General features: G+C 71.8%; 17 protein-coding genes. 12 read left to right on the forward strand and 5 right to left on the reverse strand.

All coding sequences use genetic code 11. The features are described 5' to 3' along the window. Window positions 1-32 precede the first annotated feature (32 nt). The 3 genes from AB3X08_RS12740 to AB3X08_RS12750 form a co-directional block, all read right to left on the reverse strand. Entirely contained in the window at window positions 33-527 is a 495-nt protein-coding gene (locus AB3X08_RS12740) for a GNAT family N-acetyltransferase (RefSeq protein WP_369932982.1), read from the reverse strand. After that, on the reverse strand, window positions 524-2,149 hold the full coding sequence (locus tag AB3X08_RS12745; RefSeq protein ID WP_369932983.1) for an FMN-binding glutamate synthase family protein: 1,626 nt from the start codon (window positions 2,147-2,149) through the stop codon (window positions 524-526). Before AB3X08_RS12745 ends, AB3X08_RS12740 begins: the two co-directional genes overlap by 4 nt. Before the next feature lie 126 nt (window positions 2,150-2,275). After that, a complete protein-coding gene (locus AB3X08_RS12750; RefSeq protein WP_369932984.1) occupies window positions 2,276-3,568 on the reverse strand; it encodes a nucleotide sugar dehydrogenase in 1,293 nt (430 codons plus the stop codon). Between the two features lie 307 nt (window positions 3,569-3,875). On the opposite strand from AB3X08_RS12750, the gene AB3X08_RS12755 reads away from it, so the two are divergent. Further along, entirely contained in the window at window positions 3,876-4,199 is a 324-nt protein-coding gene (locus AB3X08_RS12755; RefSeq protein ID WP_369932985.1) for a transposase, read from the forward strand. 15 nt (window positions 4,200-4,214) lie between these two features. Further along, complete coding sequence (locus tag AB3X08_RS12760; protein WP_184414676.1) at window positions 4,215-4,391, forward strand: hypothetical protein; 177 nt, start codon at window positions 4,215-4,217, stop codon at window positions 4,389-4,391. Window positions 4,392-4,505: 114 nt separating this feature from the next. Here AB3X08_RS12760 and AB3X08_RS12765 read toward each other — a convergent pair whose 3' ends face one another. Continuing rightward, window positions 4,506-5,486 carry a LacI family DNA-binding transcriptional regulator gene (locus AB3X08_RS12765; protein WP_369932986.1) on the reverse strand — a complete coding sequence of 327 codons (981 nt, stop codon included), beginning with the start codon at window positions 5,484-5,486 and terminating at the stop codon, window positions 4,506-4,508. Window positions 5,487-5,645: 159 nt separating this feature from the next. On the opposite strand from AB3X08_RS12765, the gene ptsP reads away from it, so the two are divergent. The 4 genes from ptsP (at window position 5,646) to AB3X08_RS12785 (ending at window position 12,294) form a co-directional block, all read left to right on the forward strand. After that, the gene (ptsP, locus tag AB3X08_RS12770; protein ID WP_369932987.1) at window positions 5,646-8,165 is read left to right on the forward strand and encodes a phosphoenolpyruvate--protein phosphotransferase; all 2,520 of its coding nucleotides are present in this window, start codon (window positions 5,646-5,648) and stop codon (window positions 8,163-8,165) included. After that, the gene (gene pfkB / locus AB3X08_RS12775; protein WP_369932989.1) at window positions 8,162-9,115 is read left to right on the forward strand and encodes a 1-phosphofructokinase; all 954 of its coding nucleotides are present in this window, start codon (window positions 8,162-8,164) and stop codon (window positions 9,113-9,115) included. Before ptsP ends, pfkB begins: the two co-directional genes overlap by 4 nt. A gap of 94 nt (window positions 9,116-9,209) precedes the next feature. Next, window positions 9,210-10,937, forward strand: coding sequence for a PTS fructose transporter subunit IIC (locus tag AB3X08_RS12780; protein ID WP_369932991.1), 1,728 nt, complete (start codon window positions 9,210-9,212; stop codon window positions 10,935-10,937). Window positions 10,938-11,028: 91 nt separating this feature from the next. Continuing rightward, a complete protein-coding gene (locus tag AB3X08_RS12785) occupies window positions 11,029-12,294 on the forward strand; it encodes a carbohydrate porin (protein ID WP_369932993.1) in 1,266 nt (421 codons plus the stop codon). A gap of 594 nt (window positions 12,295-12,888) precedes the next feature. Here the strand turns inward: AB3X08_RS12785 and AB3X08_RS12790 are convergent. Then, window positions 12,889-13,575, reverse strand: a complete 687-nt coding sequence (locus AB3X08_RS12790; protein WP_369932994.1) for a hypothetical protein — start codon at window positions 13,573-13,575, stop codon at window positions 12,889-12,891. 267 nt (window positions 13,576-13,842) lie between these two features. On the opposite strand from AB3X08_RS12790, the gene AB3X08_RS12795 reads away from it, so the two are divergent. From AB3X08_RS12795 to AB3X08_RS12820, 6 genes are read left to right on the forward strand one after another with little or no spacing between them, the layout of a single operon-like run. Beyond that, on the forward strand, window positions 13,843-14,556 hold the full coding sequence (locus AB3X08_RS12795; RefSeq protein WP_369932996.1) for a response regulator: 714 nt from the start codon (window positions 13,843-13,845) through the stop codon (window positions 14,554-14,556). Beyond that, a complete protein-coding gene (locus AB3X08_RS12800; RefSeq protein ID WP_369932997.1) occupies window positions 14,553-15,980 on the forward strand; it encodes a sensor histidine kinase in 1,428 nt (475 codons plus the stop codon). The genes AB3X08_RS12795 and AB3X08_RS12800 overlap by 4 nt, the downstream gene beginning before the upstream one ends. Further along, a complete protein-coding gene (locus AB3X08_RS12805) occupies window positions 15,977-17,410 on the forward strand; it encodes a TolC family protein (RefSeq protein ID WP_369932998.1) in 1,434 nt (477 codons plus the stop codon). Before AB3X08_RS12800 ends, AB3X08_RS12805 begins: the two co-directional genes overlap by 4 nt. Continuing rightward, complete coding sequence (locus AB3X08_RS12810; protein ID WP_369932999.1) at window positions 17,410-18,543, forward strand: ABC transporter permease; 1,134 nt, start codon at window positions 17,410-17,412, stop codon at window positions 18,541-18,543. The genes AB3X08_RS12805 and AB3X08_RS12810 overlap by 1 nt, the downstream gene beginning before the upstream one ends. Beyond that, on the forward strand, window positions 18,540-19,307 hold the full coding sequence (locus AB3X08_RS12815; protein ID WP_369933001.1) for an ABC transporter ATP-binding protein: 768 nt from the start codon (window positions 18,540-18,542) through the stop codon (window positions 19,305-19,307). The genes AB3X08_RS12810 and AB3X08_RS12815 overlap by 4 nt, the downstream gene beginning before the upstream one ends. Continuing rightward, window positions 19,304-20,209, forward strand: a complete 906-nt coding sequence (locus AB3X08_RS12820; RefSeq protein WP_369933002.1) for an HlyD family secretion protein — start codon at window positions 19,304-19,306, stop codon at window positions 20,207-20,209. The genes AB3X08_RS12815 and AB3X08_RS12820 overlap by 4 nt, the downstream gene beginning before the upstream one ends. Window positions 20,210-20,242 lie beyond the last annotated feature (33 nt).

Raw genomic sequence — 20,242 nt, forward strand, 5'->3', positions numbered from 1 at the left:
CGCGTTCAGGCGCGTCCGCGGCACGCGCGCGGCTATCCGGCGTGCTTTTCCATGTAGACGCAGGCCAGCGCGAGGCCGCTGGGATGCGCATAGCTGCCTTCCCGCAGCACCGCGTAACCCTGGGCCCGATAGAACGCGACCGCGTTGAGGGCGGCGGCCAGGTGGATCCGTGCGCCGGGAACCAGCTTGGCTTCCACCGCCTGCAGCAGCTGTCTGCCCAGTCCACTGCCGCGCACGTCCGGGGCGACGAACAGGCCATCGATCTCGCTGCCGGCCAGATCGACCATGCCGAAACCGAGCACAAGTCCGCCGGCGTCCTCGGCGAGCACCGCGCCGCCGCTTGCGATCAGCTGCGGAAACGTCGCCGGCACGGGCGATGCGGCCCACACCTCGATCACCGCCGGCGGATAGTGCGAGCGGCACACCTCGCGCACGCAGCGGGTGCGCAGCGCCCACATCGCGTCGATGTCCGCCAGCGTCGCTGGCCGCAGCGCGATCCGCGGTGCCGTGTCGGTGCCGGCGCTCATCGCGACTTGCTGTCGCGCAGGCTGCGGATCCGCGCCGGCGGCTGGAACGAATCGCTGCGCGCATCGGCCCAGTATTCCTGGAACACCGCGTGGTCGGGCACGCCGCCGCCCAGCAGTTCGCCCGGCTCCAGATAGCGGTACAGCGAGGCCAGCGAACGGATCTCGACCTGCGAGATGCGCCGCAGGATGTGCTCCGGCCCCAGTTGCGACGGATCGGCCAGGCCGGCGGCGCTGAGCAGTTCGCGTAGCGCGCGCAGGGTGTTGGCGTGATAGTGCTCCACCCGCACCGCCTTGTCGGTGGGATCCAGGTGCTTCCAACGGCGCTGGTCCTGGGTGGCGATGCCGGTCGGGCAGCGGTCGCTGTGGCAGCTCAGCGACTGGATGCAACCCAGCGCGAACATGAAGCCGCGCCCGGCGTTGCACCAGTCCGCGCCCAGCGCCAGGGTGCGCGCGATGTCGAACGCGCTGGTGATCTTGCCGGCCGCGCCGAGCTTGACCCGCTCGCGGACGTCCAGCCCGACCAACGTGTTGTGCACCAGCAGCAGCGCTTCGTGCATCGGCACGCCGACGTGGTCGATGAACTCGGCCGGCGCCGCGCCGGTGCCGCCCTCGGCGCCGTCGACGACGATGAAATCCGGATACAGGCCGCTTTCCTGCATCGCCTTGGCGATCGCGAACCACTCCCACGGATGTCCGATCGCCAGCTTGAACCCGCTCGGCTTGCCGCCGGACAGCTCGCGCAGCCGGGCCACGAACTGCAGCAGCTGCAGCGGCGTGGAGAACGCCGAATGCCGCGACGGCGACACGCAGTCCTGGCCCATCGCCACGCCGCGGGTGGCGGCGATCTCGGCGCTGACCTTGGCCGCCGGCAGCACCCCGCCGTGGCCGGGCTTGGCGCCCTGCGACAGCTTGACCTCGATCATCTTCACCTGCGCCAGGGTGGCATTGGCGACGAAGCGTTCCTCACTGAAACGCCCTTCCGCGTCGCGGCAGCCGAAGTAGCCCGAGCCGATCTCCCACACCAGGTCGCCGCCGCATTCGCGGTGATACGGCGAGATCGAACCTTCGCCGGTGTCGTGGTAGAAGCCGCCGCGGCGCGCGCCTGCGTTGAGCGCGCGGATGGCGTTGGCCGACAGCGCGCCGAAGCTCATCGCCGAGATGTTGAACACGCTGGCCGAGTACGGCTGCGCGCAATCGGCGCCGATGGTCACGCGGAAATCGTGGTGGGCGATCTCGCTGGTCGCCAGCGAGTGGTTGATCCACTCGTAGTCGGTAGCGTAGGCGCTGCGCAGGGTGCCGAACGGCACCACGTCCATGACGTTCTTGGCGCGCTGGTAGACCAGGGCGCGCTGCTGGCGCGAGAACGGCGCCTCTTCGATATCGCTCTGCAGGAAATACTGGCGCATCTCCGGGCCGACCGATTCCAGCCCATAACGGAAATGCGCCAGGATCGGATAGTTGCGGCGCAACGTGCTGCGCGTCTGCAGCAGGTCCCAGGTGCCCAGCAGGGCCAGGATCGCGAAGGCGGCCACGCCCCAGCCCCACAACGGCCAGATCGCGCACAGGGCGATGGACAGCGCCAGCAGCACGCAGCTGGCGACATAGGCTAGGTAGCGGTGCATCGCGTTCCTCGCGGGATTCGGAAGGCAGCGAGTGTAGGCGGTGCGGGCCGGCAATGGCGCCGACGCGGCCTATCGCCCGCTTGGGCGGGGTACAGCTTGGTCGTGCACAACGCGCGCCGTTTCCTGCTACAGGCGATCGTCCACCGCTTCGCGCGGCCATACCGACTTGACGTCGTAGACCACCAGGTTCGGCGTGCCCAGCGCGCGGATCCGCGCGGCGTCGAAGCCACGATATTCGTCGTGCGCCACCGCCAGCACCACCGCGTCGTAGCGGCCGGCGACCGGCGCCGGCAGCAGCTCCACCCCGCCATGTTCGCGCGCCAGTTGCGGTTCGGCCCACGGGTCGCAGGCATCGACCCGCGCGCCGCTGGCGGCCAGCGCCTGCACCAGCTCCAGCGCGCGGCTGTTGCGCAGGTCCGGGCAGTTCTCCTTGAAGGTGACGCCGAGCACCAGGATGGTGGCCGCGGCCATGGCCACGCCCTTGTCCGCCAGCAGCGCCTGCACCCGCGCGGCGACGTGCGCACCGACCCGGTTGTTGACCTGGCGCGCGGTGTGGATCAGGTCCGGGTGGTAGCCCATGCTCTCGGACTTGTGCAGCAGGTAGTACGGGTCCACGCCGATGCAGTGGCCGCCGACCAGCCCGGGGCGGAACGGCAGGAAGTTCCATTTGGTGCCGGCCGCTTCTAGCACGTCCTGGGTGTCGATGCCGAGGCGGTCGAAGATCAGCGCCAGTTCGTTGACCAGGGCGATGTTGACGTCGCGCTGGATGTTCTCCACCACCTTGGCCGCCTCGGCCACGCGGATCGACGGCGCGCGCCAGGTGCCGGCGCCGATGATGCTCGCGTACAGCGCATCGACCGTGTCGGCCGCTGCGGCGCTGGAGCCGGAGGTGATCTTGCGGATGTCGGCCAGGCGCCGCTGGCGGTCGCCCGGGTTGACCCGCTCCGGGCTGTAGCCGCAGTGGAAGTCCTCGTTGAAACGCAGGCCCGAGCCCTGTTCCAGCAGCGGCACGCAGACCTCTTCGGTGGTGCCCGGGTACACCGTGGATTCGTAGATCACCAGGTCGCCGCGCTTGAGCACGCCGGCGATCAGTTCGCTGGCTTGGCGCAGCGGTTGCAGGTCGGGTTGTTCGTAGGCGTCGATCGGGGTCGGCACGGTGACGACATAGACGTTGCGGTCGCGCAACGCGGCGGCATCGTCGCTGTAGCGCAGGCGCACGCCGGCGCACAGTTCGTCCGCTTCCATTTCCAGGGTCTGGTCGTGGCCGTCGCGCAACTGCGCCACGCGCTGCGCGTCGATGTCGTAGCCGAGCGTGTCGTAGCGCGCGCCGAAGGCCACCGCCAACGGCAAGCCGACATAGCCCAGGCCGATGACGCCGATGCGCAGCTGCGCGGGATCGAACACGATATCGACGGGCATGCCGTTCCTTTCAGTGCGCGGCGCTGGCGGCGAGCCGGCGCCGCGGGTGGTCGCGGGAGTGCGGATGTCCGCGGCGCGGACCCGCATTCATGGTAAGCGCCGCCGCGGCGCGCTCCAAGCGGCCGGACATTCTGCAAGGCGCCTTCACGCCGCGCGCGCCGCATTGCGCAGGTCGCGGCTCTTGCCACCGCGACGACACCAGTGTGACCTGATCTTTACGCGGCGCGGTCTAGTCTCTGGAACGGTTCCGTGCAACACCCGGAACGTTCCTTATCCCACACGCCCAACCTAACATGGAGATCTCGCCGTGAGCCATGCTCCGAGCCTGCTCGTGGATGTCGAAGCCGAACTGGCGCACTGGAAGATGCTGCATGGGGAAGGCAAGCTGGGGCCGCAGTCCTTCAGCGAGCATGCGCGTTTGATCAAGATGGCCTGCGATACGTTCCTGCAACTGCCGCGAGAGACCAATGCGGTGCGCATGCAACGCCTGCGCCAGCGTTACGACACCGAACACCCGTGGCCGCGCATCGCCTGGAGCGACGCCGAGGCATTGGTGCTGGCCTGCTGGGCCAGGCTGGACGGTTCCGAGCGGCGCGATTCCCATCTCGATGCGACCCCTGCCCCGGCCTGACCTGGAGACACGCGCATGTCGAACACGCCCAATCGCGAGAATGCGGACAGTTCCCAGCAACGCAGCCATACGCCCGACAAGCTGCACAACGACGATGCGCAGTGGAAGGATCGCGACCAGCCGGACAGCGACCCCGAACGCAACCACGCCGATCCGGAGCGCGACTATCCGCGGCCGGACGGCAGCGAGTAAGCAGGGACAGCACAGGCGCTGCAGGGTCGGTCATCGCCTGCCGCGCGTTCGGCGCCTATCGCGCGCCTAGCGCCAGCGCTCCTGCGCCGGCGCACCCGATCACGCCACGCGCGCTCAGCGCAGACTCGATCCACGCACGATGCAACGTCCGCTCAGCACCACCTTGCGCATCGGCAGGGTCGGTGCATTCAGCCGCTCCAGCAGCAACGACATCGCGGTGCGGCCCATGTCCTCCACCGGCTGTTCGATCACGGTGATCCCCGGCTCGACCAGATCGGTCCAGCTTTCGTTGTCGAAGCCGGCCAGCGCCAGGTCCTGCGGAATGCGCAGGCCGGCGCCACGCGCGGCCTTCAACGCGCCCATCAGCAGCAGGCTATTGCTGGCCACCAGCGCTTCGGGGCGATCGGGCTGCGCCAGCCAGGCCTGCACCTCGGCGGTCGCCGCCTCCGCGCTCGGCGCCACCTCGCGGTAGCTCGGCGCCAGGCCGTGCGCCTGCATCGCCGCCAGATAGCCGTCACGACGCTCGGCGGCGGTGCTGCTGGTCTTGCCGAACAGCCCGCCGATGCGGCGGAAGCCGCGCTCGGCCAGGTGCTCGATCAGGCTCGCCATCGCCGCGGCGTTGTCCAGCACCACGCTGTCGTGCACCCCGGCCTTGCCGGCACGGTCGATCAGCACCACCGGGTAGTCGAAGCTCAACTTCGGCAGCTGGCTCTGGGTGGTGCGGGTCGGCGCGAAGATCAGGCCGCTGACCCGCTCCTCCTGCATCAGTTGCAGGTACAGCGCCTCGCGCTGCGGATCTTCGTCGGTATTGCACAGGATCACCCGCATGCCGGCGCGGTAGGCCACCTCCTCGACCGCGCCGATCGCCGCGGTGAAGAACGGATTGCGGATATCGGCCACGATCAGCCCGACGATCCCCGAATGCTGCGAGCGCAGTCGCCGCGCCATCAGGTTGGGTCGGTAACCGGTCTCGCGCACCGCCGCCTCGACCCGCGCCCGCACGTCCTCGCTGACCGGGCCATGGCCCAGCGCCCGCGACACGGTCGAGGTCGAGACCCCGGCCACCCGCGCCACATCATGGATACTGACCGTCACTGGCAACGTTCCCGCAAAATTCCCACTAACAACCCCCTTCCAAGTGGCCGGATCCGATAGTAGCACCGGCATTTCCCGAATAAATTGTGCAGTGCACATTGACGCGACAGTGGGAACGTTCCCACACTGCGCCCACTCGCCGCCCCAGCCCTTCGAAGGATGCCCCGCGTGACCCAGACGAATTCCCCCGTATTGGTCGCCAGCGAACTGGTTCGCGTCAACGTCCAGGCCCGCGACAAGGCCGACGCCATCGCCCAGGCCGCGCAACTACTGGTCGCCGCCGGCTGCGTGCCGCCGGCCTACGAGGCCAGCATGCTGCGCCGCGAAGCCCTGGCCAACACCTTCCTCGGCCACGGCGTGGCGATCCCGCACTGCACCGGCGACGACCGCCACCTGGTGCAGCGCGACGGCATCGCGGTGCTGCAGCTGCGCGACGGCGTGGAATGGAATCCCGGCCAGATCACCCACCTGGTGGTCGCCATCGCCGCGCAGTCCGATACCCATATCACCCTGCTGCGGCGCCTGACCCGGCTGATCCAGGACCAGCCGCGGCTGGACGCGCTGTTCGCCAGCGACGACCCACAGGCGATCGTCGCGGCGCTGGGCGAGGATTCGGTGCCCGCCGCAAGCGATGCCCCGGTCGCCGATCTCGGCGAGCGTTTCGACTGGACCGTGGCCTACCCCACCGGCCTGCATGCGCGCCCGGCCACGCGCTGGGTGGAAACCGCGCGCGGCTTCGCGGCCAGGATCCAGGTGCGCGCCGGCGCGCAGATCGGCGACGCGAAGAACCTGGTGTCGCTGCTGCAGTTGGGCCTGCATGCCGGCGACACGGTGACCATCTCGGCCGAAGGCCAGGACGCGGCCGCGGCGCTGGCGCGGCTGCGCAGCGTCATCGACGGCCTAACCGCGCAGGAAAAAGCCGACGCGCAGGCCGCGGCGCAGCGCCGTGCCGCGCCGGCGAGCGGCTGGACCCCGCCGCAGGCGCAGCCGGCCATCGTCGGCATCGGCGCCAGCCCCGGCCTGGCGATCGGCGTGGTGCACAAGCTGGCCGGCAACGACGGCCCGGTGCCGGACGCGCCGGTGCCGCTCAGTGACGGCGGCGCGCTGCTGCACGACGCCTTGCTGCGTACCCGCCAGCAACTGCAGGCGATCGAGGACGACACCCGGCGCCGGCTCGGCGCCGGCGATGCGGCGATCTTCCGCGCCCAGGCCGAACTGCTCAACGACACCGACCTGATCACCCTGGCCTGCCAGCTGATGGTCGAAGGCCACGGCGTGGCCTGGTCCTGGCAGCAGGCGGTCGAGCGCATGGCCAACAAGCTGTCGGCGCTGGGCAACGCGGTGCTGGCCGGGCGCGCCAGCGACCTGCGCGACGTCGGCCGCCGGGTGCTGACCCAGATCGATCCGAGCCTGGCCAGCGGCAGCCTGGAGCACCTGCCCGACAGCCCGTGCATCCTGCTCGCCAGCGACCTGTCGCCGTCGGATACCGCGCACCTGGACACCAGCCGCGTGCTCGGCCTGGCCACCGCGCTGGGCGGGCCGACCTCGCATACCGCGATCCTGTCGCGCACCCTGGGCCTGCCGGCGCTGGTCGCCGGCGGCACCGACCTGCTGGATCTGGACGACGGCGCCACCGTCATCGTCGACGGCAGCAGCGGCCGCCTGTACCTGGCGCCGTCGGAGGCCGACCTGGCCTCGGCGCGCGCCTACATCGAGGAACAGCGCCAGCTGCGCGAACGCGAGGCCGAGCAGCGCAACCAGCCGGCGCAGACCCAGGACGGCCATCGCGTGGAGATCGGCGCCAACGTCAACCTGCCCGAGCAGGTGCCGCTGGCATTGGCGCAGGGCGCCGAAAGCGTCGGCCTGATGCGCACCGAATTCCTGTTCCTGGAACGCGGCAGCACGCCCAGCGAGGACGAGCAGTACGCCACCTACACGGCGATGGCCAAGGCGCTGGACGGGCGCTCGCTGATCGTGCGCGCACTGGACATCGGCGGCGACAAGCAGGTCGCGCACCTGAACCTGCCGCGCGAGGACAACCCGTTCCTCGGCGTGCGCGGCGCGCGCCTGCTGCTGCGCCGCGCCGACCTGCTGCAACCACAGCTGCGCGCGCTGTACCGCGCGGCCAGGGACGGCGCCAAGCTGGCGATCATGTTCCCGATGATCACCTCGGCGGCGGAGATCGTCGCGCTGCGTGCCGAGTGCGAACGCCTGCGCGCGGAACTGGGCGCGCCGGAAGTGCCGCTGGGGATCATGATCGAGGTTCCTGCGGCGGCGATCCAGGCCGACGCGCTGGCGCGACATGCCGACTTCTTCTCGATCGGCACCAACGACCTGACCCAGTACACGCTGGCGATCGACCGGCAGAACCCGGACCTGGCCGCCGAAGCCGACAGCCTGCATCCGGCAGTGCTGCGCCTGATCCGCACCACGGTCGAGGGTGCGGCGCGCCACGGCCGCTGGGTCGGCGTGTGCGGCGGCCTGGCCGGCGACGCGTTCGGCGCGGCGCTGCTGGCCGGGCTCGGCGTGCACGAACTGTCGATGACCCCCAACGACGTGCCGGCGGTGAAGGCGCGCCTGCGCGGCAGCCGCCTGGACGCGCTGCAGGCATTGGCGCTGCAGGCGCTGGACTGCGAGAGCGCGGCCGACGTGCGCGCGCTGGACGGAGCCGGCGCATGAGCGTGCAGGCCGTCAGCGTCAGCCTGAACCCGGCGATCGACCTGACCGTGGCGATCGACCGGCTGCAGCCCGGGCAAGTGCATCGTGCCAGCGAGGCGCACGCCATCGCCGGCGGCAAGGGCATCAACGTCGCCGCCTGCCTGGCCGACGCCGGCATCGCCACGGCCGCGCTGGGCGTGCTCGGCGCCGGCAACGCGCACCTGTTCGAGACCCTGTTCGCCGCGCGCGGCATCGACGACCGCTGCCTGCGCGTGCCCGGCGATACCCGCACCAACCTCAAGCTGGTCGCCGCCGACAGCGGCGCCACCACCGACATCAACCTGCCCGGCCTGCCGCTGAGCACGGCCGAGCTGCAGGCGGTCGGCGCAGGCCTGGCCGAACTGCTGCGCCCCGGCCAGCCGGTGGTGCTGACCGGCAGCCTGCCGGCCGGCCTGGCCGCCGACAGCTGGCGCAGGTTGCAGGCGCAGGCCGCCGCTGCCGGCGCGCGGGTGCTGCTGGACACCAGCGGCGCGCCGTTGCGCGAAGCGCTGTCCGCGCCGCGCGCGCAGCTGCCGTTCGCGATCAAGCCCAACCGCCACGAACTGGAAGACTGGTCCGGCACGCCGCTGCCCACCACCGCCGACGTGCTGGCGGCGGCGCGCGCGCTGCTGGCCAGCGGCATCGAACTGGTGGTGGTGTCGCTGGGCACCGACGGCGCGCTGTTCGTGCGCGGCGAACAGGCACTGCTGGCACAGCCGCCGCAGCTGGCCGGCGGCAGCAGCGTCGGCGCCGGCGATGCGATGGTCGCCGGCCTGGTCGCCGCCATGCTGGCCCAAGCCGACCTCCCAACCTGCGCGCGCCAGGCCACCGCCTTCGCCGTGGCCACGCTGGGCAGCGGCGCCGCGCGCCGGCTGCCGCGCGAGCGGGTCGACGGCATCGCCGCCGCGGTGCGCATCGAGTCGCTGCAATGAACGCGCCGACCGCCATGACCTCGCACGCCACGTCTTCGAACTCCGCGCCGCCGCCAGCGCGCGCGGCGTCCCCCTGCGTCCATCGGGAGCAAGCATGAATCCTATCTTCGTGGTGATCGTCGCCGGCGAGCGCAGCACCGAAGCCGTCCTCGCCGCCGAGGCCTTGCGCCATGCGGCCAGCGCGCGCGGCGCGGTGCTGCACGCCGAGGTGCGCACGCCGCAGGGCGTGATCGCGCCGCTGGATCTGGCCGCGGCCGGCAACGGCCATCCGCTGCTGCTGGTCGGCGACGGCGATGCCGATGCGGCTCGCTTCGCCGGCGCCGCGCCGTTGCGCGCCAGCCTGGATGCGGTGCTCGACGACGCCGACGGCGTGCTCGCGCCGCTGTTGGCCGCGGCCGATGCCGCGCCGGCAGCGACCGCCAATGCCGTCGCGCAGGCGGATGGCGCCAAGCGCATCGTCGCGGTGACCTCCTGCCCCACCGGCATCGCCCACACCTTCATGGCAGCCGAAGGCCTGCAGCAGGCCGCCAAGACCCTGGGCCACCGGATAAGGGTCGAAACGCAGGGCTCGGTCGGCGCGCAGGACACGCTCAGCGATTCGGAAATCGCCGACGCCGACCTGGTGTTGATCGCCGCCGACCGCGAAGTGGACCTGTCCCGCTTCGGCGGCAAGCGCCTGTTCAAGAGCGGCACCAAGCCGGCGATCAACGACGGCCCCGGGCTGATCCGCAAGGCGCTGGCCGAGGCCGGCGTGCACGCGGCCAGCGGCAACGGCGCGGCGCCGGCGAGCAGCGAGCACGGCAAGTCGGCCGGCCCGTACAAGCACCTGATGACCGGCGTGTCGTTCATGCTGCCGTTCGTCACCGCCGGCGGCCTGCTGATCGCGCTGGCGTTCGCGCTGGGCGGCATCTACGCCTTCGACGACGCGCACAAGGGCACCCTGGCCTGGTCGCTGTTCCAGATCGGCGCCAAGGCCGGCTTCACCCTGATGGTGCCCGCCCTGGCCGGCTACATCGCCTACTCCATCGCCGACCGCCCCGGCATCGCCCCCGGCATGATCGGCGGCATGGTCGCGGCCAACCTCGGCGCCGGCTTCATCGGCGGCATCTTCGCCGGTTTCATCGCCGGCTACGGCGTGGCCGCGCTAAACCGCGCGATCAAGCTGCCGCGCACGCTGGAAGGGCTGAAGCCGGTGCTGATCCTGCCGGTGCTGGGCACCTTGCTGGTCGGGCTGACCATGCTGTACGTGGTCGGCCAGCCGGTCGCCGAAGCGCTGGCCTGGCTTACCGACTGGCTGCGCGGCATGCAGGGCAGCAGCGCGGTGCTGCTGGGCCTGCTGCTGGGCGCGATGATGGCCTTCGACATGGGCGGGCCGGTCAACAAGGCCGCCTATGCGTTCTCCACCGGCCTGATCGCCAGCCAGGTGTACACGCCGATGGCCGCGGCGATGGTCGCCGGCATGACCCCGCCGCTGGGCATCGCGCTGGCGACCTGGGTATTCCGCAACCGCTTCACCCGCGAGGAGCGCGGCACCAGCGCCGCCACCGGCGTGCTCGGCCTGGCCTTCGTCACCGAAGGCGCGATCCCGTACGCGGCGCGCGACCCGCTGCGCACCATTCCCGCGCTGATGCTGGGCTCGGCGCTGGCCGGCGCGATCTCGATGGCCGCCGGCGCCGAACTGAAGGTGCCGCACGGCGGCGTGTTCGTGCTGCCGATCCCCAACGCGGCGACCCATCTGGGCATGTACCTGGTCGCGCTGCTCGCCGGCACCGTGCTGACCGCGCTCGCCCTGCGCGTGCTGAAGAAGCCGGTCGCCGAATAAGTCCTGCGCCGGCGCGCCGCCGGGGGCGATGTCCCCTCCCCCCGTCGCCCGCGGCGACGCGCCGGCCCCCTACCCCCCAGGAGTCCCTGCCATGTCCTTGCCCCTCACCCGGCGCCTGTCGCTCACCGCTCTGGCGCTCGCCCTCGCCCCGCTGGCCCACGCCCAGGACGCCAGCGACGCGTTCAAGCTCAAGCTCGCCTACACCGGCGAGGCCGCGGTCTCGCTGGACGGTGGCAAGGAACAGGGCAGCGCCTACGCCGGCCAGCTGATGCTCGGCACCGACGTCGACCTGCAGCGGCTGATGGGCTGGAACGGCGCCACGCTGAAGGTCTACGCGATCAATCGCCACGGCACCAACCTGGCCAACAGCGACATCGGCAACAGCACCTCGGTGCAGGAAATCTACGGCGGCCAGGGCACGCGCCTGGCCAACTTCACCATCGACCAGAAGCTGTTCAATGATCGCCTGGAACTGGAGGCCGGACGCAGCGTGGCCAACATCCACTTCCTCGGCTCGGACCTGTGCGGCTACTTCCAGGGCAATTCCGCCTGCGGCAACCCGACCTTCGTGTTCCGCACCAGCAACTTCACCTACTGGCCGGTGTCCAGCTGGGCCGCGCACGCCAAGGCCTGGGTGACCCCGAACGTGTACGTGCACGTCGGCGCCTACGAGGTCAATCCTACCCAGGCCGAAGACGGCGAGCACGGCCTGAACTGGAGCAGCCGCGACCGCACCGGAGTGATCGTGCCGTACGCGATCGGCTACAAGACCGAAGCGGCCAGCGTGCGCTTCCCGGCGATGTACGAACTGGGCGGCTGGCAGGACAACTCCGACTACAAGGACCCGCTGACCGACCGCAACGGCAATCCGGCGCGGCTCAGCGGGCTGGACTACGCCACCCGCAACGGCCGCTCCGGCGCGTTCTTCCGCTTCGAGCAGCAGGTCACCCGCCCCGATGCCGACAGCGCGCGCGGGCTGGTGCTGTTCGGCTCGGTGCTCAAGGGCACCTCCGGGCAACTGATCGAAGACCATTTCCTGGAACTGGGCCTGGTCCAGCGCGGCACCTTCGCCAGCCGCGACCAGGACAACATCGCCTTCGTCGTCACCCAGCAGCGCTACAGCGACGACGCGCTGGAAGACCTGCGCCTGGCGCGCGCGGCGGCCGGCGGCAGCGGTACCCCGCACAGCTCGCAGTACATGATGGAACTGAGCTACGGCATCCAGGTCACCCCGCAGCTGCGCATCGCGCCGAACCTGCACTACATCGTGCATCCGGACCAGTTCAACGACCCGTCGCGCACCCGCGACCTGCCCAATGCGTTGATCGCCGGCATGCGCGTGGATTGGGCGCTGTAGGGCCGGGATTTGGCATTCGGGATTGGGGATTCGTCGCATCTGCGGATACTGATGGGGACTCGCAGGTTGTGACGTTTCCACCGCTCGGGTAGCGCGTTGTCGCCAAGCCAGGCGGCAGGATCGACAACGGGACGGTCGCGATTCTGCCGCGCCGGCAGAGCGGCGTTCCAGCGGATCCCGCGACCGACAGAACGATCCGGAAGAGGATGCACCGACAGTCCGCAGCAGCCTCCATGCGGCACCCATTTCCACAGCGGCGCCGGTCGACCGGCACCGTAAGCCGGTGTTCCGCACAGGCAAGGCAAAGCAACATGCACCCGAACGCACGACGCCCCGGCATGCCGGGGCGTCGTGCGTTTCGTCCGTGTCACTCCGCTCGCATGCAGCTGCGCCAGTCCGTCGGCGCATGCGGGAACGAAATCAGGTGGCCGGCGAATCGAGATCCGTTCGATTCCGTGCAAGCGCGCATCCCTGGCGCGGGAGCGATGACGTTGCCGACGGAGACAGAATGCCCATCGCCGCGTGCCGGCGCGATCGGCCGATGCCGCGCTGTACTGTCAGAATTCCCCGACAGGCGCCGCCGGCGCAGCGGGATCAACGCGCTCGATCCGCCGCAAGCTGCCGCGCGCACAGTCCCTGCGGCTGCCAGGCCTGGGTCAGCGTCGTAGCCGGCCGGTCGGCGTCGTGGAGAATCAGCGCAAAGCCCTGTCGGGGCACGGTGCCGATCGCCATCAGCAGCATCGGCGGCCCGGCCTCGATGGTCAGGCTGTTGCCGGGCCCGCGGCCGACGCGAACGCCCGCAGGCGTTTCAAGGCAGGTGTCGCCGTTCACCGCGAAGAAGGCCTCCGGGCCGGAGTGGACATGCAACGGCGCCGTCGTGCCCGGGGTGAACACCGAGCGCAGGTATTCGGCCGCATAGGTCGATGCTGGCGCCACCGCGAGCGGACCGACCGTGGATACGTGCTCGCCACTCTCGGAGCGCCATGCAGCCGGCGCGACAGTGAACAGCCAGACCGATCCGAAAGCCTCCACCACCACGCTGGACGGGCTGGCGGCGGCGTCGGCCGATTGCCGCGACGCGAACCGATCCAGGTGCCAGAACACGGGTTCGGCAGGCAGCGACGGCAGTGTTTTGCGGGCCAGCAGGCACGCCGGGCCCGCCTCCTCGGCCGCAGCGCATGAACGCGCGGTCGCCTGCGCGAACGCCGCACCGGGCAATCCCCCCGCCGCTACCGCGAACAGCCAGAACAGTATTCCGCGCATCGCCAACCCCTTGGCCACAAGCAGGCCTGGAGCTTGCGCGCTCCCGTGGGCGGTTTCAATGTGCGGGATCTGCAGGGATCGCCGCCCGCGCAACCGCGGGCGCCGCAACGCCGAACACCGCGCGGCGGTTCCGCCGCACTTGGCATTCGCCCCCGGCCCGGCGCCGGCCGCGCCGCACTGCCGCGCAACCGTCACCGCCGCTACATAAACGGATCCCATCGTAGCGGCCTCGCCACCGCCGATTACGACGGTTTTCCAACATCCACGTTGCAAGCATTTCGCGCCATGCGCATCCTGGTTGCCGAAGACGATACGTCCATTGCCGTTGCGTTGCGCGACTCGCTGGCCGAGTGCGGGCACGTGGTGGACCATGTCAACGACGGCGCCGCCGCCGAGCGCGCGCTCAGCGCCGAGTCCTACCACCTGCTGGTGCTGGACCTGGGCCTGCCGCGGCGCGACGGCCTGCAGGTGCTGCAACGCGTGCGCGAACGCCGCGACGAGGTGGCGGTGCTGGTGGTGACCGCGCGCGACGGCGTGGAAGACCGCATCCGCGCCCTCGACCAGGGCGCCGACGATTACCTGATCAAGCCGTTCGAACTGTCCGAGTTCCTGGCCCGCACCCGCGCCCTGCTGCGCCGGCGCAGCAGCGGCGGCATCCCCGAGCTGGCGTTGGGCCAGTTGCGGATCAACCTGGCCGGGCGCCGGGTGTGGCTGCAGGACGAACCGCTGGAACTGACCGCGCGCGAGTTCGCGCTGCTGGAAACGCTGCTGATGCGCAGCGGCCGGGTGGTCAGCCGCGGCCAGCTCACCGACGCGCTGTGCGACTGGCAGCACGAGATCACCGACAACGGCCTGGACATCTCCATGCACCGCCTGCGCCGCAAGCTGCACGGCTCCGGCGTCGGCATCCGCACCATCCGCGGCCTGGGTTACCTGCTGGAAGAGTCCCGCAGCGCGGATGCCGACGCCGACGCCGTCCACGACCCGCAGGCGTCGTGAGCGTGGCCGTGGCAGCCGAGACGGCGGGCGCGCTTCCCGCCCATCCGAGCCTGCGCCGGCGCCTGCTGGCGTTCCTGCTGATCCCGACGCTGCTGCTGATGCTGGTGGTCTCGGCGCTGTTCTACCTGCTGATGCTCAAGTACTCCAACCACGTCCACGACATGGACCTGAAGGAGGACACGCTGGGCCTGGCCAAGGCGGTCAACGACGCCGGCGCCAGCCTGCCGCTGCCGCTGCAGGCGCGGCGGCTGCTCGAATATAGCAGCGATGGGCGGGTGTTCTTCGAAGTGCGCAGCCGCGACCACGGGGTGATCAGCAACAGCGCGCAGCCGATCCCGGCGCACGCTGCGCCGGCCACGCTCGGCCGGGTGGCGCTGCGCGACGAACGCATGGCCGACGGCACCCCGGTGCGCGTGGCCAGCCTGATCGTGCCCTCGGCCTGGGAGGCCAACGACCGGCTGACGATCTCGGTGGCCGAGACCCTGGACGACCGCCACCGGCGGGCGCGCGAAATCCTGATGCTGATGCTGCCGACCGAACTGCTGCTGACCTGCTCGCTGCTGGCGCTGGTCTGGCATGGCGTGCGCGTGGGCCTGCGCCTGCTGCAACCGGCGGTGCGCCGGCTCGACGACAGCCAGCGCGATCTGAGCCCGGTGTCCGGCCCCGACATCCCGATCGAAGTGCTGCCGCTGACGCAGGCCATCGACGGCCTGCTGGGCCGGCTCAAGCAGATGATGGCGCTGCAAGAGCGCTTCGTCGCCGACGCCGCGCACCAACTGCGCACGCCGCTGGCCGGATTGAGCATGCACGTGCAGCGCGCCCAGGCCAGCACCCGCCCGCAGGACACCGCGCAGGCGCTGCAGCACATCCGCCAGCTGACCGACCGCGCGATCCGCAGCTCCACCCAATTGCTGGCGCTGACCCGCGCCCAGGCGCCGCGCGAGAGCATCCGCCCGCTGCTGCCGCTGGACCTGGCCGCATGGTTGCCGCAGGCGCTGGCCGAGCGCATTCCCGACGCGCTGCAGGCCGGGGTCGACCTGGGCTACGACGGCGACACCACGGACGGGCCGGCCTGGGTCGCCGCCGATGCCTGGTCGTTGCGCGAACTGCTGGACAACCTGCTGGACAACGCCTTCAAGCACGCCCCCGGCGGCATGGTCACGGTGAGCCTGCGCCGGCAGCCGGGGCACGTGCAGCTGGCGGTCGACGATGCCGGCCCCGGCGTGGACGAAGCCTTGCTGCCGCGCCTGGGCGAACGCTTCTTCCGTGCCCCGGATGCGCCCGAAGGCGGCACCGGGCTGGGCCTGGCGATCGTCGCCAGCATCGCCGCGCGCCACCAGGCCACGCTGCGCTACCAGCGCTCGGCGCTGGGCGGCCTGCGCGTGGAGCTGGAGCTGCCGGCCAGCCCGGCGCCGTCCGCATGAGCCGGCGCCGCGCATTCTTGCCGACCGGCCTTGCGCTGTTGAGCGCCGCGGCGCTGGCCGGCTGCGTCAGCACCCCGCTGCCCGACCTGACCCAACCGCTGCCGCCGCAATGGACCGCGCTGCCGGCCGCGGCCACGCCACGGCCGGCCGGCAGCGCCTGGTGGCAGGACTTCCACGATCCGCAACTCGACGCCCTGGTCGCACAGGCGCTGCGCGACGACCTCGACGTAGCCCAGGCCCTGGCCAGGCTGCGCGCGGCGCGGCGCATGGACGGCGTCGCCACGGCCGCGTTGAAGCCGCAGTTGCACGCGCGCACCGAGGAACCGATCGATCCCGACGCCAGTGCCTCGTTCCTGGTCGCCGGCTTCGACGCGGAATGGGAACTGCCGCTGTTCGGGCGCGGCGAAGCCAGCCGCCGCATGAGCCGCGGCGACCTGCAGTCCGCACAGGCCAGCCTGGAACAGGTTCGCACCGCCACTGTCGCCGACGTGGCGCGCAACTGGATCGAACTGCGCCATGCGCAACTGGCCGAACCGCTGCTGCAACGCATCGCCGACGCGCGCCAGCGGCAGGCGACGCTGAGCGCCGCGCTGGTCGGCCTGCGCCTGGCGCCACCGGCCGCCGCCGCGCAGGCACAGGCTGCGCAGTTGCAGGCGCAGGCCGCGCTCGGCGAACCGCGCAGCGCCAGCGCCGCCGCCGCGCAACGGCTGGCGGTGCTGCTGGCGCGCAGCGCACCGGACCCGGCGTGGAGCGCGGTTGCGCCGGCCACCGCTCCAGGCGCGGCGGCGTCCGGCCTGCAGATCGGCGCGATCGACACGGTGCCCGCCGACCTGCTGCGGCGCCGCCCGGACATTGCCGCACGCGAAGCCGAGGTGCTGCGCGCGGCCGGCGAACTGGGCATCGCCCGCGCCGACCGCTATCCGAGCATCGGCTTGGGCGGCGCCATCCACTGGTCCACCAACCTGCTCTCGCACCGCCGCACCGCCACCCCGCACGAGATCGCCTCGCTGGGGCCGCTGATCGACATCCCGCTGTTCGACTGGGGCCTGCGCCAGGCGCAGGCGCAGGCTCGCGGCGACCTGCTGCAGGCGGCAACGCTGGCCTATCGCCAATGCGTGCTGGAGGCGGTGGCCGAGGTGCAGAACGCGCTGACCGCGCTGGAACAGCAGCGCCAGCGCGTGCTGGCGCAGCAGCAAGCCACGCAGGCGCTGCAGCAGGCCGCCGACGCGGCGCAGGCGCGGCGCAAGCTCGGCTTGGGCAGCGATCTGGACGTCGCCGCGCAACAGGCCGCGCACGACCAGGCCGCGCTGGACCTGCTCGAAGCGCAGCGTCAGCGCGATCTCGACTACGTCGCGCTGCAGACCGCGCTGGGCAGCGCCGACACGCAGACCGCCGCCACCGTGGCGAGCGCGGCAGGCGCGGCGCCCTGATGGTCGCGCTGGCCCGCCAGACCCTGCGCCACGAATGGCGCCGCTTCCTGCCGGTGGTGGTCTCGGTCGGCTTCGCCAGCCTGTTGCTGCTGCTGCAGACCGCGCTGGTGCTGGGCATCTTCGGCAGCGCCAGCGTGTACGTGTCCGGCTCCGACGCCGACCTGTGGCTGGGCTATCCGGGCACGCAGAGCGTGGATCAGGGCCGCCCGATCGATCCCGATGCCGCCACCGCGCTGTACCTGGACCCGCGGGTGCTGCAGGTCGAACCGTTCGTGTGGTTCGACGGCGACTGGCGCGGCCCCGACGACACCGGCGCGGTATCGATCTACGTCTCCGGCATCGACACCCGCAGCGACGGGCTGATGTTCGCGCGGCTGCTGAGCCCGGCCCTGCGCGCGGCGCTGCGCGAACCGGACACGGTGGTGGTGGACCGCGCCGAACTGGACAAGCTCGGGGTCGGCATCGGCCGCAGCGCGCGCATCAACGGCCACCGCGTGCGGGTGATCGGGGTCGGCCGCGGCCTGCGCGCGCTGGGCGGGGTCAACGTGCTGGCCTCGCTGGAAACCGCGCGCGCCTTGAACACCGATGCCGTGCATCCGGACTGGCCGACCTACATGGTCGCGCGGCTGCGGCCCGGCACCGACGCCGCGGCGCTGGCGCGCAGCCTCGCCGGCAGCGCCGCGCCGGCGCGGATCGAGGCCTGGAGCGCGGCGCAGTTCGCCCGCCGCAGCATCCTGTTCTGGATGTTCGACACCGGCGCCGGCTCCGGCGTGCTGTTCCTCGGCGGCATCGTGCTGCTGGTCGGCGTGGCGATCACCAGCCAGACCCTGCTGGCCACGGTGCTCGGCGCCGCGCGCGAGTACGCCACGCTCAACGCCTTGGGCGTGAGCATGCGCGCGCTGCGCTGGGTGGTGCTGGAGCAGGCGGCCTGGGTCGGCGCGCTCGGCCTGCTCGGCGCCAGCGCGCTCGGCGCCGCGCTGGTGGCGCTGGCCCGCGCGCACGACGTGCCGGTGGCCTTCGACGGCAACGGCTGGGCCGCGTGCGTGGCCGCGGTGATGCTGCTGACCCTGCTGTCGGCGCTGGCCGCGCTGCGCGGCTTGCGCCGCGCCGATCCGGCGCTGCTGCTGCGATGAACCGCGCCGCCGTGCCCGCCGCGCTGTTGCCCGATGCCGCCACGCTGCACGGCAGCGGCGTGTGCAAGAGCTTCGTTTCCGGCAAGCTGCGCACCGACGTGCTGCGCGAAGTGACGCTGCAGGTGTGGCCCGGCGAACTGACCCTGATCTCCGGGCCGTCGGGCTGCGGCAAGAGCACGCTGCTGTCGATCCTCAGCGGCCTGCAACGCGCCGATGCCGGCCGGGTGACGGCGCTGGGCGAAGACCTGGGCGCGCTCGACGCGAGCGCGCTGGAGCGCTTTCGCCTGCGCCATACCGGCTTCATCTTCCAGGGCTTCAACCTGTTCCCGGCGTTGAGCGCGCTGGACCAGGTGCGGCTGCCGCTGCAGTACATGGGCCTGGCCGCGGCCGACGTGCGCGCGCGCGCCGAAGCGGCGCTGGCCGAGGTCGGCATCGCCCACCGCCAGCAGCTGCGGCCGGCCGAGCTGTCCGGTGGCGAGAAGCAGCGCGTGGCGATCGCGCGCGCGTTGGCCAAGCACCCGGCCTTGCTGTTCGCCGACGAGCCGACCAGCGCGCTGGACGCCGGCAACGGCCAGATCGTGATCGACCTGCTGCACCGCATCGCCCGCAGCCACAACACCATGGTGCTGTGCGTCAGCCACGATCCGCGGCTGATCCGCCACGCCGACCGCGTGCTGTCGATGGAAGACGGCCGCATCCTCGACGACCGCCGCCTGGCGCCGCCGCCCTCGCCTCCCTCTTCGCCCCGGATGTCCGCACCATGAAAGCGTTCCTCGCCGCTCCTCTGCTGGGCCTGCTGCTGAGCGCCTGCGCGCGGCCGCCGCAGGCGGCGCCCGCGGCCGACGCGGCGCCGACCTACCTGGCGGTGGCGCGCGGGCGCATCGACGTGGAAGGCGGCCTGCTGCGGCTGAGCCTGCCGGTCGCCGCGACGCTGCAGCGGGTGGCGGTACACGAAGGCGACGCGGTGCGCCGCGGCGCACTGCTGATCGAAGCCGACGACCGCGCCGCGGCGCTGGACCTGGCCATCGCGCAGACCCGCGCGCAGGCCGCGAATGCGCACGTGAGCCAGCTGCAGCAGCGCTTGGCGCATGCGCAGCAGCGCCAGCGGCGGTTGGCCGAGGCGGCGCGGATCGGTGCCGGCGACGGCCAGAGCGCCGACGATGCCGGCGACGCCAGCCAGACCCTGGCCGACGCGTTGCAGGCCGCGCGCAGCGACGCCGCATTGGCCACCGAACAGGTGCACCAGGCGCGACTGCAGCGCGACCAATACCGGCTGTACGCACCCGCCGACGGCCACGTGCTGCAGCTGGCCGCCGCGGTCGGCGCGCGCAGCGATGGCGGCGCCACGCCGCTGCTGACCCTGCTGCCGGACGCGCCGCGCCTGGTCCGCGCCGAATTGAACGAAAGCTACGCCGCCGCGGTGAGCCCCGGCATGCAGGCCGAAGTGATCAGCGACGACGGCCGCCAGACCGCACTAGGCACCGCGGTGGTGCGCTGGCTGGCGCCGGCGTTCGGCCCGGCGCAGCTGCACGACGATGCCGACGGCGCCAGCGCTGGCAACGACCGCAGCGTGGCCTGCGTGCTGGCGTTCCGGCAACCCTCGGCGCTGCGCCTGGGCCAGCGCGTGCTGGTGCGTTTCCGCAACCCCGCCGTGGCGCAGCGCTGACGAAAGGCTGCTGAAACGCCGATCCGCCACGCT

This window comes from Xanthomonas sp. DAR 34887, from assembly GCF_041245805.1.
GTDB classification, from domain to species: domain Bacteria; phylum Pseudomonadota; class Gammaproteobacteria; order Xanthomonadales; family Xanthomonadaceae; genus Xanthomonas_A; species Xanthomonas_A tesorieronis.